Raw genomic sequence first — 17,439 nt, forward strand, 5'->3', positions numbered from 1 at the left:
CGACGACCGACTGCTTCAGGTGAATCGTCACGTGGGGGTCGGCTTCGATGTTGTAGATCCAGTCACGCGTACGGTCAGCCCGGGGCATCCCGGTGATGAATAGTTGGTCATCGTCGTGGTGCAGGAAGATCTCGATGCGCCGTTGTTGACCGGTCCGTCTCCCCGTCGTCGTCAGATCGATGACCTGACTGTGGTTCAACGCGGCCCGCGTGGCTTCACTCAGCGAACGGTCGGGGTCCATGGCACGCGATCCTCTCGACTGAACCGACCCGGCCACTCTATGGCGAGAAGCGGCCATGCGCTTGCACGCGGAAAGACGCGGGTCCGAGCCACGCGAATCACGGCACGAGCGCGCGTTCACGATGTATCGGCTCTCTGCCCCGGCCTCCGGTCATGACCTGGGGTGAGAAGTATCCAGAACAGCCCGGCCTTGAGCGGCAGGCTCTAGCGTGGATGAATGGTTGACACCTCTGGCGGCGCAACGGCGCGTACGGTGACGACGCCCGACGGGCGCTCGCTCGACGTGCTCGACTCGGGCGGAGATGGGCTGCCGCTTCTCTACCACTCCGGCACACCCGGGGGCGCGGTGCCCTGGCCCGCCGGGATCGAGGCCGCGCGGAGGTCGGGACTGCGCTGGGTGACCTACAGCCGCCCGGGGTACGGATCGAGCACGCCGAAGCCGGGACGGACCGTTGCGGACGCCGCGGCTGACAGCGCCATGGTCCTCGACGCATTGGGGATCGGCGACTTCGTGTCCCTGGGCTGGTCGGGAGGTGGACCACACGTCCTCGCCTGCGCAGCGCTGCTTCCGGATCGCTGCCGGGGGATTGCGACCATCGCCAGCGCGGCTCCCTGCGATGAGCCCGATCTGGACTTCCTCGCCGGGATGGCCAAGGACAATGTCGATGAGTTCACCCTGGCGATGAAGGGACGCGAGGTGCTCGTCCCGCCATCGAGAAGATGGCGCAGACCTATCGAAGCGTCACCGGGGAGCAGATCGTCGAGGCGTTGGGCGGCCTGCTCGGCGCCCCCGACCTTGCGGCCCTCAAGGGACCACTCGCCGATTACATCGCGGCCTTGGCGCGTGAGGCGGTCAGGGTCGGTGTCGACGGCTGGGTTGAGGACGACCTCGCCTTCTGTGCGCCGTGGGCGTTCGATCTGGCCTCCATCACAGTGCCAGTGGCCATTTGGCAGGGCAGCGAGGACCTCATGGTGCCAAGGAGCCACGGTGAGTGGCTGGCCCGGCACGTGCCGGGCGCCCGGCCACACGTGCTCGAAGGGGTGGGCCACGTCTCGCTGGTGGCCGGCGTGGACGAGGTGCTCGAGGATCTCGCTCGGCACCGACGGCGTTAGCCGCCCCGCCCCATTGCCGAGATATAGCGGCGAAGGTCAGCTGACCGTTAGTGGGGATTCGGCTTCGAGGATGATCGGACGGTCGGCTGATGCCCTCGACAGGGCGCCCTCACGTCGGGCCTAACCGTTCCGAGCTGGGACCGACGCACGCCCTTGCGGTCCCCGGGCTATTGCAATCGGGGACTCGTCGGTCGTCTCGAAGCGCGGCCGGCGCCCTCGCCGCAACACACCCGCTCATCGACCGCTCGGGGCGGCTGCAACCGGGGCGACCACTCGGTGAGCGGGTGTGTTGCGATTGAAGTGGGGTTAGGCGAGCTGGGCTGCGCCGGCGATGACGAGGCCGGACGAGACCAGGGACAGAGCGGTGCGGGCGTGGTTCATCGAGACCCACCCTGGCACGAACGATCCCCAGGCCGGAGCCGCCGCATCGGACGTCGCGTCGACGGTGTCGAGACGGTTGTTGCGCGGGACGTGGTAGCCGACCGTGATCGCGAAGGCTGCGACGGCCGTCACAGCCCCGGTGACAAGGAGCGTCCGCACCTCGCCCGGCACGTCGGCTCGAGTCAGTGCCCGGGCAGCGACGGCCGCGGTGCCCGGTCCGGAGATGACGAGCGGCAGCCCAAGCGCGCGGGGAGCCGTTCTGTTCAGTGCCTGCATCGTCGTGACGGCGTGCGACGCAGGCAGGCGCCGCAGGGCCGGCATGACGAAGCTCGAAAACCCGAAGAGCACTCCGCCCATGACACCCGACGCGGCAGCGGTGGCGAGGGCGGCGGTCCGCAGCGCATTCATCGTTCGCACACTCCTTGTGCCGCAGCGTGATTCGCGCGCGACGCAAAGGTCGTCGGCGGCCGACCGAGGACTGTTGGATGGAAGGCGACGTATGCCGCTGAGCTCGCTTCCAGCGCCGCCTCCCAGGTGCCCTCCTCCTCCCAGAGGAACGGGGTTGCGGAGGTGCGCGAGAGCCGGCGCACGGTGATGCGCCGGGCCTCGAGGCCGGCTGCGACGCGTGGACCGGTCTTTCCGGTGGCGCCGATGACGGCGACGGGCGAGACGACTGGGGTGGACTGGGCCACTGACTGAGGTGAGGTGTTCATGGGAACCAGCACAGCGGCATACGGCAAGATTTTCCATGAGTTAGGGACTCATTTACCTATGCGATCGTCTTACCATCAGGCCATGGACACGCTAACGGCGACGCTCGACGGTCACCGCGCACGAGGGGCGCACGTCCTTCGCGTCGAGATGCAGGCGCCGTGGTCGGTCGCCGTCCAGGACGAGGCCATGGTCGGCGTGATCGTGATGGTGCGCGGCGAGGCGTGGCTCGAGCGGGACGACCACGAGCCCGTGGTGCTGCACCCGGGGGACGTGGTGATCACGACGGCAGGGCTGGCGTACACGTTCGCCGACTCGCCCGGCGTGCCACCGACGATCGTCATCGCCCCCGGCGAGGTGAGCCGTGACCTCGTCGGCAACGACCTCTGCGTCGAGCTGAGCCACGGCGTGCGTCGGTGGGGGAACGCGCCGGGCGGCGAGGACGCGTTCGTCGTGGGGACCTATGAGCTCGCCTCGCAGGTGTCCGGCCGACTGCTCGACGCGGTACCCGGGCTCGTCGTGGTGCGGGGTGGCGACTGGGACGGAGGGCTCGTCGGCCTCCTCGTCGGCGAGCTCGGTCGCCAGCTGCCGGGGCAGGACGTCGTCATCGACCGGCTCGTCGACCTCGTGCTCGTGACGGCGCTGCGCCGCTGGTTCGCCGAGGCACCGGAGCGGGCGCCGCGCTGGTGGACGGCGCAGTCCGATCCCGTGGTGGGTCCGGTGCTCACTGCCATGCTGGCCGACCCGGCCGCGCCGTGGACGCTGACGACGCTCGCTCGTGAGGCCGCGGTCTCACGAGCGACGCTGGCCCGGCGGTTCACCGACGTCGTCGGTGAGTCGCCGATGGCCTACCTGGCGCGGTGGCGCATGGACGTCGCCGCGGAGCTGCTCCGCGATACGGACGCCACGGTCGAGCAGGTGTCCGGTCGGGTCGGCTACGCGAGCCCGTTCGCGTTCACGGCGGCGTTCAAGCGGGCGCACGGGATCCCGCCTCGAACGTTCCGACGAGTGGCCGGCTGAGAAGGCCAGCCAACTCCTGAGATCGACAAGGTCACGTGTTGGTAACGGGGGTTGACCGGGAGTAACCAAGGCTCCATCCTCATCCGTGAGAGCGCTCTCACAGATTCCCTCCATCTTGGGAGAGCGCTCCCACGCCACCGCCTCCACTTGGCTGAGACCGAAGGAGCTCTCAATGAAACCACGCCAAACCCGCTTCCAGGCGCTCGCCGCCATCACCGTCGGACTCCTCGCCCTCAGTGCGTGCGGGGCGAGCGCCGACGCCGACAACGACGCCGGCTCCGGCAACACGGCCACAGCCTCCGGCCCGGTCACCCTCAAGCTCGCGACGTTCAACCAGTTCGGCTACGAGGACCTCATCACCGAGTACATGGCCGCCCACCCGAACGTCAAGATCGAGCACAAGAAGGCGGCCACCTCGAACGAGGCCCGCGACAACCTCAACACCCGCCTCGCCGCCGGTTCGGGGCTCTCGGACGTCGAGGCCGTCGAGGTTGACTGGCTGCCGGAGCTGATGCAGTACTCCGACAAGTTCGTCGACCTCAAGTCTCCCGACACGGACGGTCGCTGGCTCGACTGGAAGACCAAGGCAGCCACCGACTCGGAGGGACGTCTCATCGGCTACGGCACGGACGTCGGCCCCGAGGCGATCTGCTACCGGGCTGACCTCTTCGAGAAGGCCGGCCTGCCCTCCGACCGCGAGGCCGTTGCCACGCTCCTCGGCAACACGTGGGAGAGCTACTTCGCGGCTGGCGCGCAGTTCAAGGCCAAGTCCGACGTTCCGTGGTTCGACTCACTCGGCGCGACGTGGCAGGGCATGATCAACCAGGTCGAGACCGCCTACGAGACGCCTGAGGGCGAGGTCATCGCGACCACGAACCCCGACGTCAAGAAGACGTACGACGCAGTGGTCAAGGCTGGCATCAACGACGGGCTGTCCGCGAAGCTCCAGCAGTGGAGCGACGACTGGGTGGCGAGCTTCCAGGACAACGGGTTCGCGACCATGCTCTGCCCGGGCTGGATGGTCGGCGTCATCGAGGGCAACGCCAAGGGAGTCAAGGGCTGGGACGTCGCCAACACCTTCCCGGGTGGAGGCGGCAACTGGGGCGGCTCGTACCTCACCGTCCCGAACCAGTCCAAGCACCAGGCCGAGGCCAAGGCGCTCGCGGCGTGGCTCACCGCACCCGAGCAGCAGATCAAGGCCTTCAAGAAGGTCGGCGCCTTCCCCAGCCAGACGGCCGCGCTCGACAACCCCGAGCTCGCTGCCGTCACCGTGCCCTTCTTCAACAACGCCCCGACGGGGAAGATCTTCGCCGAGCGGGCGAAGGCCGTCACGGTGAGCCCTTTCAAGGGTCCCAAGTACTTCCCCATCAACGACGCGATGCAGCAGGCGCTGACCCGGATCGAGGACGGCTCCGCCACGCCTGAGGCCTCCTGGGAGAAGTTCGTCGCAGACGTCCAGGCCTTGGGCTGATGCTCGACACCCACACGGACCGCTCGGCCAGCCGGGACACCGTCCCGGCGGCCGGGCCGGCCCCCGGAGCCGCTCGTCAGCCCGCCGGGTTGCCCGGCGAGCGGGCGCGGTGGCGCCAACGCCTCAGCCGCTTCGACGGCAAGGCCTCGCCCTATGCCTTCATCTCGCCGTTCTTCATCGTCTTCGGCGTCGTCGGCCTGTTCCCCCTGCTCTACACCGCGTTTGTCTCGCTGCACGAGTGGCACCTCATCGGCGGGCAGGGCGAATTCGTCGGCCTCCAGAACTTCCAGGACGTGCTCCAGCAGCGCTTCTTCTGGAACGCGGTCCGCAACACCTTCAGCATCTTCCTGCTCTCGAGCGTCCCGCAGATCATCCTCGCCCTGCTCATCGCCGTAGCCCTGGACAGTGGGATCCGCGCAAAGGGCTTCTGGCGCATGAGTGTCCTGCTCCCCTACGTCATCGCCCCCGTCGCAGTCGTGCTCATCTTCAACGACCTGTTCGGCGATCGCTACGGCCTGTTCAACCAGCTGCTCGGCTGGGTCGGGATCGAACCCGTCCAGTGGCACAAGGACACGTTCTCGAGCCACATCGCCATCGCCACGATGGTCAACTTTCGATGGACCGGCTACAACGCCTTGATCCTCCTCGCGGCGATGCAGACCATCCCGCGCGACTACTACGAGGCCGCCCTCATCGACGGCGCCGGCCCGATCCGAACCTTCTTCTCCATCACCGTCCCCCAGCTGCGCGCCACGATCATCTTCGTCGTCATCACCTCGACGATCGGCGGCCTCCAGATCTTCGACGAGCCGCGGATGTTCGACCAGTACGGGCAGGGCGGCGCGGACCGGCAGTGGCAGACGCTGACGATCTACCTCTACAACCTGGGCTGGAACCAGAAGAACTTCGGTCGCGCGTCCGCGGTCGCCTGGCTCCTCTTCCTCATCATCGTGGTCATCGCCATCGTCAACTACTTCGTCATCCGAAGGATCGCCTCGAAGGAGTCCCGATGACCGTCATCAGCCGACGCCTCCAGGGAGGCGACTATGCGACGGGGGGACGCCCGCGCAAGGGAGCGACCGCCCGAGTGGCCCGGCGTGCGCAAGGGAGCCCAGCGGCATACGCCTTCCTCATTGTGGTCCTGCTCGCAAGCGTCTTCCCGCTGTGGTGGTCCTTCGTCATCGGCAGCAAGGATGCCGCGGCGATCAACAGCGGGGAGGTGTCGCTCCTGCCGGGAGGCAACTTCATCGAGAACGCCCGGACCGTCATCACGACGCTGCCGTTCTGGCGTGCGTTCCTCAACAGCGTCATTGTGTCGACCGTCGTGGCCGTCGCGGTGGTGCTCCTGTCGACGCTCGCCGGGTTCGCCTTCGCCAAGCTGCGGTTCCGCGGCCGGGACGGGTTGCTCGTCTTCGTCATCGCGACGATGTGCGTGCCGACGCAGCTCGGTGTCGTCCCGCTCTTCATCGTCATGGCCAAGCTGGGCTGGATCGGCGGCCTGTGGGCAGTCATCATGCCTGCGCTGGTCAGTGCCTTCGGCGTGTTCTGGATGACGCAGTACCTGCGCGAGGCGCTGCCGGACGAGCTGGTCGAAGCGGCCCGGGTGGATGGTGCATCCACGCTGCGCATCGTCTGGAGCATTGCGCTCCCGGCCGCGCGCCCCGGTGCGGCGATGCTCGGGCTGTTCACCTTCATCGCGACGTGGACGAACTTCTTCTGGCCGTTCATCGTGCTCGAGCCGGGGAACCCGACCCTGCCCGTCGCCCTGCAGCAGCTGCAGGCGGCCTACTACGTCGACTATTCGCTCGTCCTCGCCGGCGTCGTTCTCGCCGCGATCCCCCTCCTCATCGTCTTCGTCGTCGCCGGGCGTCAACTGGTGTCCGGCATCATGCAAGGAGCAGTCAAGGGATGACCCTCAATCTCACTTCATCTGGCCGACCGGCGAAGCCTGCTGCGGGAGTGCAGGATTCGCCTGCTGGCACCCGGAAGGTGCCGGACGGGTTCGTCCTCGGCGTCGCCACCGCCGCCTACCAGATCGAGGGTGCCCGCCACGAGGACGGGCGCGCCGACTCGATCTGGGACACCTTCTCGCACACCCCGGGCGCGGTCGCCAACGGTGACACCGGTGATATCGCCTGCGACCACTACCACCGATACGTCGGGGACGTGGCGCTCATGAGGCGCCTCGGCGTCCAGTCCTACCGGTTCTCCACGTCCTGGGCGCGAGTGTGCCCGGACGGCCGGACGGTCAACCCGAAGGGGCTTGACTTCTACGAGCGGCTCGTCGACTCGATCCTCGACGCTGGGATCACTCCGTGGCTCACGCTCTATCACTGGGACCTGCCCCAGGCGTTGGAGGATCGGGGCGGCTGGCCGGTTCGTGAGACGGCTGACCGCTTCGTGGACTACGCCCTCGCGGTGCATGACCGTCTCGGCGACCGGGTCTCGACGTGGACGACGCTCAACGAGCCCTGGTGCTCGGCGTTCGTCGGCTACACCAGTGGTGAGCACGCTCCGGGCCGGCAGTCGCCCTCCGACGGTCTCGCCGCGGCGCATCACCTCATGCTCGGCCACGGCCAGGCCGTCGCCGCCCTGCGCGAGCGCGACCCCGCCCTGAAGCTCGGGCTCACCCTGAACTTCACCGTGGCCGACCCCGTCGACCCGTCCAACCCCAGCGACGTCGAGGCGGCGCGGCGGATCGACGGCCAGATGAACCGGATCTTCCTCGACCCGATCTTCCGTGGTGAGTATCCGGCCGATGTCCTCGAGGACGTCCGGGGACTCGGGCTCGAGACCCACATCAAGGACGGCGACCTCGCGACGATCGCGACGCCGATCGACGTGCTCGGTGTGAACTACTACAACGGTGGCGCCTTCAGCCACCTGCCGCCGCAGTCCGCTCTCAACGCCGCCCCCGCGACGTCCCGGCCGACCCGCTCGCCCTTCCCGGCAGCCGACGGTGTGCACGGGCACCCACGCGGGCTGCCGGTGACGTCGATGGACTGGGAGGTGCAGCCAGAGGGACTGACGCGCCTGCTCGTCCGACTGCACGAGGAGTACACGGGGCCCGCGGACACGGCGCTGCACGTCACCGAGAACGGGGCGGCCTTCGACGACGAGGCGAACGAGTCCGGCTTCGTGCAGGACGAGGACCGGGTGAGCTATGTGCGATCGCACCTGGCATCGGTTCTCGATGCGCTCGACGCCGGGGTGCCCGTGCAGGGCTACTTCTACTGGTCGTTCCTGGACAACTTCGAGTGGGCGTGGGGGTACGCCAAGCGCTTCGGTATCGTCCGAGTTGACTACGAGACGCAGGCGCGCACGCCGAAGGCCAGCGCATTGGACTTTGCCCGGATCATCAGCACGAGGGAGCTCCCGTCGGGAGGCAACGACGTATGAGTAACGGATCGGTGGCGGTGCCGGGGCGGCCCACGCTCGAGGAGGTCGCCCGGCTTGCCGGCGTGTCGCGGGCCACGGTGTCGCGCGTCATCAACGCCTCCCCGAAGGTCAGTCCCGAGGTCCAGACTGCCGTCGAGGCCGCGATCAGCGAGCTGAACTACGTGCCGAACCGAGCGGCCCGGTCGCTCGTCGCGCGGGCGACGATGTCGATCGCCCTCGTGGTGCCCGAGGACGCCCACCGCTTCTTCGGAGACCCCTACTTCGCGGACATCGTCCAGGGCATCAGCGACCGGTTGGACGACAGCGACTACGTCCTCAACCTGCAGCTCGCCCATCCCAGCTCACCGTCCGAGAAGACCCGACGGTACCTGCTCGGCGGCAACGTGGACGGGGCCCTGGTCGTCTCGCACCACTCCGGCGACCACTTCCTCGCCTCGCTCGGCCAGTCCCTGCCGGTCGTGTTCGGCGGTCGGCCGATGGACGCGGAAGGCGCACCGGGACGGCCCACCGACTACTACGTCGATGTCGACAACCGTCTCGGGGCGGTGCAAGGGACCCGGTACCTCGTCGAGTCGGGGCATCGCGCCATCGCCACGATCACCGGACCCAGCGACATGCCGGCGGCGGTCGACCGCGAGCAGGGCTGGCATGACGCCCTGCATGAGGCGGGGCTCTCCGACGAGCGGGTCGTCCACGGCGACTTCACCGAGGAGGGTGGTGGCCGGGCGGCAGTCGAGCTGCTCGACCGTTATCCGGACGTTGACGCGATCTTCGTCGCGAGCGACCTCATGGCCAGCGGAGCCCTGGCCGCCCTGGCGGAGCGCGGGCGTGCGGTGCCGACGGATGTTGCCGTCGTCGGCTACGACGACAGCCCCTATGCACGGCGCGGCCCGACCCCACTGACGACCGTCGCCCAGCCGACGAAGGAGATGGGCATCGTCATGGCTGAAACCCTGCTGCAGCTGCTCGCCGGCAAGCAGGCACCGCGAGTGACGCTCCTCGAGACCCACCTCGTGCGTCGCGACTCCGCCTGAGGCTCGTCGACGCCGTCAGGCGCCAGGCGCCCGGAGCACCTCGGTGAACTTGACCCGCCGGCCGGTGATGAGCAGAGCCCGCCGGTAGATCGACGACGCGACGACGACGAGCAGCACGGCGGTCGCGGCGGTGAGCACCATGGCCAGGATGAGCTGGTACACGGGGACCTCGCCTCCCGCCCATCTGATCGGCATCGCCACCGGTGCGCTCAGCGGGAAGATCGACAGGACCGTGCTCCAGACGCTGCGCGGATCGCCCATCACCACGATGATGGAGAGCATGTAGACGACCACGAGAGTGGCGGTGACCGGCATGATCGCGGAGTTCGCCTCGGTGATCTTGTCGACGAGTGAGGCCGTCGCCGCGAAGAGGAACGAGTAGAGGGCGAACCCGAGGACGAACCACACCAGCGCCAACGTCAGATCTCCACTGGCCACCGAGGGTAGCCCGAGGTCTGTCACCCGGACCGCTATGGCCAGGGGCACGGCGAGCACCACCAGCTGGGCCAGGGTGATCAGGCCAACCGCCAACACGGTGCCCACGAGGATCTGGCTCGCCCGCAAAACCGCGAGCAGGACCTCGGAGATCCGCGTCGACTTCTCCATGGCCACCGTCGTCGCGATGGCGTTGCCCGCGAAGGTGATGGCGAGGTAGAGCACGATCCCCAGGCCGAAGCCGACGGCGGCGCGGCCCTCACTGTCGACTCGACCGACCGACTCCTGCCTCGGCGGCTGGACCGCCTGCACCGAGGCGATCTGGTCAGTACTGAGTCCCGCCGCGGCGAGCCGCTCGGCGGTCTCGACTCCGACCACCGCCTGGGCGACGAGGATGGGGAACGGCCCTGCCGACGCGCTGGGGGTGAAAAGGGTCCCGTCAGCCAGGCCCGCGGTCGCCACCTCGTCACGCACGGCGAGTCGCACGGCCTCGGCGTTGTCGCGGGTCTCGAACTTGACGGCGAAGTCCGCACCCTGTCCGGCTGCTTCCAGGGCGGACCTGAGCGGGGCGGGCGCCTCCCCGACGGTGGCCAAGGTGTAGGTGGTCTCGTTCTGGCTGATGAGCTGCGGCACGATGACCCCGCCGATGGACAGCAGGAGGAGGAGGCCGGTCACGACCTTGAACGTGCGCGAGTGCAGGTTCTCGACCAGGCTGCGCCGGGCGACCAGCCACATGCCATCCCACCACGTCATGTCCGGCTCCCCGATCTCTCGTCCGCTCGTGCCTCACCGACCCGCTGGCCCGCCGCCCTCAGGAACAGCTGGGAGAGCGTCGGCAGGTCGAGGCCGAAGTCGGCTACGCGCCCTGTCGCGCGCCCGGCGTCGAGGACCGCGAGAGGGTCGACGCCGGGGGGAATGGCCAGGCGCAGTCCATCCGCCTGGTCGCTGACGACGCTCACGGCGTCCCACTGCTGCAACCAGTCTCGGTCACGGGACTCGAGCTGCAGTCGCAGCTGGCGGTCCCCCGAGGATGCCCGCAGCGTGGCCACCTCACCCTCCAGGACGACCCGGCCCTGGTCGATCATGACGATGTCCTTGCAGAGGTCCTGGACCAGATCGAGCTGGTGGCTGGAGAAGAGCACGGTCCGGCCCTCCGCGCGCTCGCGCAGCGTCTCTGACAGCGCGGCGACCGCGACCGGGTCCAGACCGGCAAACGGCTCGTCGAGGACGATGACGTCCGGCTCATGGACGAGTGCGGTGGCGAGCTGCAGCCGCTGTTGCATGCCGCCGGACAGCTTGTCGGTGCGGTCGTCCCATCGGTCGCCGAGGCCGAGCTCGTCGAGGAGGGCGCGGGCGCGGGCCGTCGCATCCGATCTGGAGAGTCCGTGCAGGCAGGCGAAGTGCACGACCTGCTCCCCGGCCGGCATGGCCGGATAGAGTCCGCGCTCCTGTGGCATGTAGCCCCAGGCCCGGCGGTCCCGCAGGTCGTCGACCGGCTGACCATCGAGCCTGACCCGACCGCGGTCCGGCGTCAGCACGCCGAGCATGACCCGCAGCAGCGTCGTCTTGCCTGCACCGTTGGGTCCGAGCAGGCCGGTGAGCCCACCCGGCTGAACGGTGAAACTCACCCCAGCGAGAGCCTGACGCTCCCCGAAGGCGTGTGCGACATCGTCGATCTCGAGTGCCATCAGGGCCACCCTAGCGACCGACGCGTGGAAAGGAATCAGGACCCGGTTCACGAGGAACCGGGCCCTGATCCTTGGCCTCGAGCGCAGTCGCCGTCAGGCGGGGACGACCTCGAACTTCAGGGTCGCCGCGACGTCGGCGTGGAGGCGAACGGTCGCCTCGTACGAGCCGAGCGACTTGACGGCCTGCTTGACCTCGATCTTGCGCTTGTCCAGCTCCGGCCCGCCGGCGGCCTTGACCGCCTCGGCGATGTCGCCGTTGCTGACGGCACCGAACAGCCGGCCGGACTGGCCCGCCTTGGCCGGGACCTTGACCGGCATGGCCTCGATCCGACCCTTGACGGACTTGGCCTGCTCGATGTCATTGATGGCGCGGACCTCGCGGCCCTTGGTCAGGGCGTCGACCTGCTTCTGGCCACCCTTGGTCCACGGCGTGGCCAGGCCCCGGGGCAGCAGGTAGTTGCGGCCATAGCCATCCTTGACCTCGACGACGTCACCGGCCGCCCCGAGGCCGGTAACCTCGTGCGTCAGAATCAACTTCATTGGTACGTTCCTCTCTCGAGCGGACGGGCTCAGCGAGCCGAGCTCGAGTACGGCAGCAGGGCCATCTCACGGGCGTTCTTCACAGCCGTGGCGATGAGGCGCTGCTCCTGGACGGACACACCGGTCACTCGTCGAGCGCGGATCTTGCCGCGGTCGGAGATGAACTTGCGCAGCAGCGCGGTGTCCTTGTAGTCGATGTTCTCGACCTTCGCCGCCTTCAGCGGGTTGGCCTTCTTCTTGGGCTTGCGCACAACGGGCTTGGCCATCGTGGTGCTCTCCTTCTGGAAAGCCCGGGGTTTCCTCCCCGGGATGGGATTACTTCAATGTCGTATGCCGCTGAGCTGGCTCAGCGACCAATGTCGGCTCCCTGCCCCATCCGTTCGAGGTGATTCGCGACTCCCAGGAGTCGCGCCATACCTCGAACCGGGAGATGGGGCCGAGCCGTGTCGAGTCGGATCAGAACGGTGGCTCGTCGTAGCTCGGGGCACCTTGCCCCCAGCCACCCTGCTGACCACCCTGCTGACCACCCTGTTGACCACCTTGGGGCGCGCCCGCCGGCTGTCCCCAGCCGCCCTGCTGACCACCCTGCTGGCCACCTTGCCCACCGCCCGGACCGGTTGCCCACGGGTCGTCGCCGCCCTGCTGCTGGCCACCGCCACTCCAGCCGCCGCCCTGCTGGCCGCCGAAGCCGCCACCACCGCCACGCTGGGTCTTGTTGACCTTGGCCGTCGCATTGCGCAGGGACGGGCCGATCTCGTCAACGTCCAGCTCGACGACGGTTCGCTTCTCGCCTTCCTTGGTCTCGTAGGACCGAGACTTCAGACGGCCGGAGACGATGACCCGCATGCCGCGCTGGAGCGACTCGGCGACGTTCTCGGCCGCGTCGCGCCACACCGAGCAGCGCATGAACAGCGTCTCGCCGTCCTTCCACTCGTTGCTCTGGCGGTCGAACATCCGCGGCGTCGAGGCCACGGTGAAGTTCGCGACCGCGGCCCCCGACGGCGTGAAACGCAGCTCGGGGTCGGCGGTCAGGTTGCCGATGATCGTGATGACGGTGTCGCCTGCCATGCGTTGCTCCGTTCAGTCCTTCGTTGGGTGATCGGTGATCAAGAGCGGGACCTCAGGCGCCGGGACGGAGCAGCTTGGTCCGCATGATCGACTCGCTGAGGTTCAGCTGGCGGTCGAGCTCCTGAGCCGTGGCTGGCTCGGCGGTGAAGTTCACGACGGCGTAGATGCCCTCGTTCTTCTTCCTGATGTCGTAGGCGAGCCGGCGACGGCCCCAGATGTCGACGTTGTCGACGGTGCCACCATCCTTCTTCACCACGCTGAGGAACTTGTCCATCGTGGTGCCGACGGTGCGCTCGTCGGTCTCGGGGTCGATGATGACCATGAGTTCGTACTGACGCATGCTTCTAACCCACCTCCTTTGGTCTTGGCGGTCACGGGTCTCTCCCGTGACAGGAGGGTTGCAAACGTCCCGCCGCGTCCCAGCCTTGCAGATCCAGCCGACACTGCTGCGACCTTCTCCACAAGCCACCCGAGGGCGGTAGGGCACACGGCGAACCCGGCAAGACTACCGGGCCCAGCGGCATACGCCGAAATCGGGTTTGCCCCCGCCTGGTCAGGTGAAGCGGACGATGACGCGGTCCTCCGCGTCGGCCATCGGGCCGGCCAGGTCGTCCGGCTCGGGCTCGGAGCGGCCCCAGCGTTCGCGGGCCTGCAACCACACCATCGCGACGAGCCAGAGGACCGCGATGACGCGCAGCATCGAGAAGAAGGCGTACCAGGGGTTCGGCAGCCCACGGTCGGGCACCTTGCCCGCGGCGATCGTGAGCCACACGGCGACGAAGTTCATCGCCTCGGCGGCAGCCCAGATGAGGTGGTCTCGCCACTGGACGAGGCTCCAGGCGATGAGGGGGACCAGCCAGAGGGAGCTCTGCACCGTGAAGGACTTGCCGGTCACGAGGACGATGCCCACCATGACGAGGGAGACCTCGGCGAGGGTCGGGCGACGCGCGCTCGCCAACGCGAGGACACCCCCAACGATGATCGCGATCACCCAGCCGAGGACGGCGAGCGCGGTGACCGCCCAGGTGGGCAGCGGATGGCCGGCGAGCTGCGGGAGAAGCCACGGTGAGCCATAGCCCGCTCCTGCGGCGACCCAGCCTTGATAAGCGGAGACGGCGGCTTCCGGGTGGAGCAGCCACAGCGCGCCCAGCACGCCGAGGACCGTGCCCACCGCGTGGCTCGCGGTGCGGGCGAACTCGCGGAGCCGGCCGGACCGCAGCGCGAGCAGACCGATCGCGACGAGGATGAGCACGGGGTAGGACCGCGCCGAGATGGCCAGCCCGAGCAGCACGCCTGCCGCCGCGGGGCGTCGCCGCCCCCAGGCCCACATCCCGGCGCTCGCGAGCGCCACGCCGAGCAGGTCGGCGGAGACGAAACCGACGAGGGCGACCACGGGGGCCAGGGCGACGTGGGCAGCAGTCCAGGGCCGACGGGACGACGAGGCGACGAGCCAGATCACCGCGAGGAGCAGCAGCGTCAGGAGCACGGCCCAGAGCGCGAAGTACCACGCGATTCGGGTGCCCTCGCGCTCGGCGGAGGGGACCAGGCTCGCAACAGCGGTCAGCAGGAGGCCGGTCAGGGGTGGCTGCCCCGTCGTCGGGGCGCCCTCGGAACCCCTGAGGAAGGCGGCCAGCCCGGCGCCCAGGTATCCGTCCCGGTAGGCGTTCGGCAGGTCGGAGTAGCACGCGTTCCAGAACTGCCCGTCGCCCGACCAGTGGGTCCGCAGGCAGGGGATCCGCAGCGCGATCCCGAAGCCCGCCGGGATCGCGGCCAGCGCCGAGAGCGCCGCCGCGGTGAACATCCACGGGAGCTCGCGGGCGGCGTAGCGTCCGCGGGGACCCCCGATGACCTCGCTTGCGGCCGCCGCGACGGGGTCGGTCGTCGTCCCGCGGCCGGGCGCGGTCATCCGCCCCCGCTCCCGGGCTTCGGGGGCTTGGTGGTCGTCGTCGTCGCGTCCGGCAGCGGCTCCGTGACCGTGAACGTCGGTTCCTGCGTAGTAGTGGTCGGCTTCGGCTTGCCCGGCGGGGTCTTGGTCGGCTTCGCCGGCTCGGAGGTCGGAGGCGGCTCGCTGGTCGTGGTCGGCGCCTCCGTCGTCGTAGGCGCCTCGGTCCGGGTGGGCGTCTCCGTCGGCACGTCCTCGTCACCGACGCCCTCACGCTCCGGGAACGGCAGCACCTCGACGCCCTCGAACGTCGGCTTCATGAAGTCGAGCCAGATGTTGGCCGGGATGGTCGAGCCGTCGAACGCCACTGACTCCTCGTCGGAGAGCGACAGACTCGAGGACCCGTCCTTCGTGGGCTTGTACGTCCCCACCGACACCGCCATCTGGGGCACGAATCCGCTGAACCACTTGGACAGGTTCTCCTCGGAGGTTCCGGTCTTCGAGGCGACCGGCCGGTCGAACTCCCGACCGATCTTGGTCGCCGTGCCGCCCGGCTTCGTCGTGTAGGTCATCGCGTCGGTCACGTCTGCCGTGACCTCCTTGGCGAAGGCGCGGCGGGTCTTGGGCTTGGCGGTGTAGCTGTAGCTGCCGTCCGCCGTCGTGACCTTGGCGATGAGGTACGGCGTGGACCGGACCCCCTGTGCGGCGATCGTCGAGTAGGCGGAGGCCATGTCGATGACATGGGGGGAGGCCGTGCCGAGCACGTTGCCGAGGTCGTTCTCGAGGCCGCGCGTCCCCTCCGGCATCCCGGCGTCGATGGCGGCCTGACGGGTCTTGTCCGGCCCGATCTCCTCGTTCAGCTCGACGAACGCCGTGTTGATCGACCTGCCGACCATCCTGCGCATGTCGACCTTGCCGTAGTCACGGTCGTCGTAGTTGTTGACCGGGTGCGGGTAGCCCTCGAACTCCTTCGGGCTGTTGCCGTCGAACTTCGTCTTCGTCGAGATGCCCTCGCGCACCGCGGCGAGCACGGTGAAGGGCTTGAAGTTCGAGCCTCCCTGCATGATGGCCTGGGTGGAGTTGTTGAGCTGCCGCTTGGAGTAATCCGAGCCGCCGTACATGGCAATGACCGCACCGTCGCCGGGCTTGATCGCGACGAGCCCACCCTGCACACCCTTGGGCAGGTTCTTGCCCATGGACTTGACGGCGTTGGACTGGGCCTTGCGGTCGATCGTCGTGACGATCCGCAGGCCACCCTTGGCGACGTCCTGGTCGGTGAGGCCGATGCGGACGAGCTCCTTCTTCACCTCGGCCGTGATGTAGCCGTTCGTCCCCCGGGACAGCCGTGGCCCCTTGTACTCCTTGATCTTCGGCAGCTCGGTGAACTTGGCCCGCTCGGCCGCCGACAGCCAGCCCTCCTCGACCATGCCATCGAGGACGTAGGCGTAGCGCCGCTCCAGGTTGGCGGCAGCCTTCTCGCCCTCGGCGGGGTCGTAGAGCGACGGCGCGTTGATGACCGAGGCGAGCACGGCGCCCTCTCCGACGGTCAGCTTCTCCGCGGACTTGCCGAAGTAGGCCTGCGCGGCGGTCTGGATGCCGTAGGCGCCACGGCCGTAGTAGATGGTGTTGAGGTAGTCCCCGAGAATCTGGTCCTTGGACTTCTCACCGTCGATCTTCATCGCGATGAGGATCTCCTTGGCCTTTCGCTCGACGGTGCGATCCTGGCTGAGGAAGTAGTTCTTGACGTACTGCTGGGTGATCGTGGAGCCGCCGACCTGGGTCTCACCGGTGATGCTTGTCTTGACGGCTCGGAAGATGCCGCCGACGGAGATGCCGTTGTTGACGTAGAACGTGCGGTCCTCGGCGGCGATGTGAGCCTTCTGGACGTGGTCGGGCACCTTGGCCAGCTCGACCATCTGGCGGTTGCCCTCGTCCTGGACGATGCGGTCGATCTCGGTCTTGCCGTCGGAGTAGTAGATGATCGACACCTGCCGGCCCACGAACTCGTTGGGCTGCGGCACGCTCGTCTGGGAGTAGGCGAACCAGATCCCGCCGATGCCGAGGATGAAGAGGACGAGCCCGGCGAGCGAGCCCCACTTGAGGGTGGGGATGACCCAGCGGCGCCAGCCCGACCGGCCGTCGCCACCGCCGCGTGCACCGCGTCCTCCGTGCCCACCGGCCCGGAACTCGAGCGCGTCACCGTCATCCGTCGGCTCGCCGTGCATCGAGTTCGGTCGCTTGGCCGCGGCGCGCCGGTTGCGCTTGTCCTCGGCCATCTGGGCGGCACGGATCTCGCGCCTGCTCTGTGTCACTCCACCACTTCCGTTTCATGCGCAGGCTCGAGAAACCTCTCGAGCCGCCCATCAGTATGACCCGTTGACGTGCCACGCGCCGAAATGAACCCCGCCCTCCACAGTGGGCACACAGGCACCAGACTCAGCTCAGCGGCATACGCAC

18 protein-coding genes and 1 pseudogene are annotated in these 17,439 nt (G+C 68.5%); 8 read left to right on the forward strand and 11 right to left on the reverse strand.

What is annotated here, in order from left to right; translation table 11 throughout:
• The coding region (locus VIR15_RS13215) for a nitroreductase/quinone reductase family protein (protein ID WP_331928347.1) at positions 1-241 on the reverse strand (241 nt) is incomplete at its 3' end.
• Between the two features lie 216 nt (positions 242-457).
• Between VIR15_RS13215 and VIR15_RS21230 the strand changes: the two are divergent.
• Both VIR15_RS21230 and VIR15_RS13220 read left to right on the forward strand, forming a co-directional pair.
• Positions 458-874, forward strand: a pseudogene (locus VIR15_RS21230) (alpha/beta fold hydrolase); the annotation flags it as partial.
• Positions 875-960: 86 nt separating this feature from the next.
• On the forward strand, positions 961-1,353 hold the full coding sequence (locus VIR15_RS13220; protein WP_331928349.1) for an alpha/beta fold hydrolase: 393 nt from the start codon (positions 961-963) through the stop codon (positions 1,351-1,353).
• A gap of 306 nt (positions 1,354-1,659) precedes the next feature.
• Here the strand turns inward: VIR15_RS13220 and VIR15_RS13225 are convergent, their stop codons facing one another.
• Entirely contained in the window at positions 1,660-2,142 is a 483-nt protein-coding gene (locus tag VIR15_RS13225; protein WP_331928351.1) for an anthrone oxygenase family protein, read from the reverse strand.
• Entirely contained in the window at positions 2,139-2,447 is a 309-nt protein-coding gene (locus tag VIR15_RS13230) for a hypothetical protein (RefSeq protein WP_331928353.1), read from the reverse strand. Before VIR15_RS13230 ends, VIR15_RS13225 begins: the two co-directional genes overlap by 4 nt.
• Positions 2,448-2,505: 58 nt before the next feature.
• On the opposite strand from VIR15_RS13230, the gene VIR15_RS13235 reads away from it, so the two are divergent.
• The 6 genes from VIR15_RS13235 (at position 2,506) to VIR15_RS13260 (ending at position 9,369) form a co-directional block, all read left to right on the forward strand.
• Positions 2,506-3,465 (forward strand): AraC family transcriptional regulator, encoded by a 960-nt coding sequence (locus VIR15_RS13235; RefSeq protein ID WP_331928355.1) that lies wholly within the window; start codon positions 2,506-2,508, stop codon positions 3,463-3,465.
• 172 nt (positions 3,466-3,637) lie between these two features.
• Complete coding sequence (locus VIR15_RS13240) at positions 3,638-4,936, forward strand: ABC transporter substrate-binding protein (RefSeq protein ID WP_331928357.1); 1,299 nt, start codon at positions 3,638-3,640, stop codon at positions 4,934-4,936.
• Entirely contained in the window at positions 4,936-5,949 is a 1,014-nt protein-coding gene (locus VIR15_RS13245; RefSeq protein ID WP_331928359.1) for a carbohydrate ABC transporter permease, read from the forward strand. The genes VIR15_RS13240 and VIR15_RS13245 overlap by 1 nt, the downstream gene beginning before the upstream one ends.
• Entirely contained in the window at positions 5,946-6,848 is a 903-nt protein-coding gene (locus VIR15_RS13250; protein ID WP_331928361.1) for a carbohydrate ABC transporter permease, read from the forward strand. The genes VIR15_RS13245 and VIR15_RS13250 overlap by 4 nt, the downstream gene beginning before the upstream one ends.
• A complete protein-coding gene (locus VIR15_RS13255) occupies positions 6,845-8,335 on the forward strand; it encodes a GH1 family beta-glucosidase (protein WP_331928363.1) in 1,491 nt (496 codons plus the stop codon). The genes VIR15_RS13250 and VIR15_RS13255 overlap by 4 nt, the downstream gene beginning before the upstream one ends.
• Complete coding sequence (locus VIR15_RS13260; RefSeq protein ID WP_331928365.1) at positions 8,332-9,369, forward strand: LacI family DNA-binding transcriptional regulator; 1,038 nt, start codon at positions 8,332-8,334, stop codon at positions 9,367-9,369. Before VIR15_RS13255 ends, VIR15_RS13260 begins: the two co-directional genes overlap by 4 nt.
• A gap of 15 nt (positions 9,370-9,384) precedes the next feature.
• Here VIR15_RS13260 and VIR15_RS13265 read toward each other — a convergent pair whose 3' ends face one another.
• From VIR15_RS13265 to VIR15_RS13300, 8 genes are all read right to left on the reverse strand, one after another.
• Positions 9,385-10,557, reverse strand: coding sequence for an ABC transporter permease (locus VIR15_RS13265; protein WP_331928367.1), 1,173 nt, complete (start codon positions 10,555-10,557; stop codon positions 9,385-9,387).
• Positions 10,554-11,492: an ABC transporter ATP-binding protein gene (locus VIR15_RS13270; RefSeq protein WP_331928369.1), complete on the reverse strand. Its 939-nt coding sequence runs from the start codon at positions 11,490-11,492 to the stop codon at positions 10,554-10,556. The genes VIR15_RS13265 and VIR15_RS13270 overlap by 4 nt, the downstream gene beginning before the upstream one ends.
• Positions 11,493-11,585: 93 nt before the next feature.
• Positions 11,586-12,032 (reverse strand): 50S ribosomal protein L9, encoded by a 447-nt coding sequence (gene rplI, locus VIR15_RS13275; protein ID WP_331928371.1) that lies wholly within the window; start codon positions 12,030-12,032, stop codon positions 11,586-11,588.
• 29 nt (positions 12,033-12,061) lie between these two features.
• A complete protein-coding gene (rpsR, locus tag VIR15_RS13280) occupies positions 12,062-12,298 on the reverse strand; it encodes a 30S ribosomal protein S18 (protein WP_013494395.1) in 237 nt (78 codons plus the stop codon).
• 190 nt (positions 12,299-12,488) lie between these two features.
• Positions 12,489-13,100: a single-stranded DNA-binding protein gene (locus VIR15_RS13285; RefSeq protein WP_331928388.1), complete on the reverse strand. Its 612-nt coding sequence runs from the start codon at positions 13,098-13,100 to the stop codon at positions 12,489-12,491.
• A 52-nt stretch (positions 13,101-13,152) separates the two neighbouring features.
• The gene (rpsF, locus tag VIR15_RS13290; protein ID WP_331928390.1) at positions 13,153-13,440 is read right to left on the reverse strand and encodes a 30S ribosomal protein S6; all 288 of its coding nucleotides are present in this window, start codon (positions 13,438-13,440) and stop codon (positions 13,153-13,155) included.
• A gap of 213 nt (positions 13,441-13,653) precedes the next feature.
• A complete protein-coding gene (locus VIR15_RS13295) occupies positions 13,654-15,006 on the reverse strand; it encodes a glycosyltransferase 87 family protein (protein ID WP_331928392.1) in 1,353 nt (450 codons plus the stop codon).
• On the reverse strand, positions 15,003-17,294 hold the full coding sequence (locus VIR15_RS13300; RefSeq protein WP_331928394.1) for a transglycosylase domain-containing protein: 2,292 nt from the start codon (positions 17,292-17,294) through the stop codon (positions 15,003-15,005). Before VIR15_RS13300 ends, VIR15_RS13295 begins: the two co-directional genes overlap by 4 nt.
• Between the last annotated feature and the right edge of the window lie 145 nt (positions 17,295-17,439).

It is taken from the genome of Intrasporangium sp. (assembly GCF_036566125.1).
Lineage (GTDB): Bacteria > Actinomycetota > Actinomycetes > Actinomycetales > Dermatophilaceae > Intrasporangium.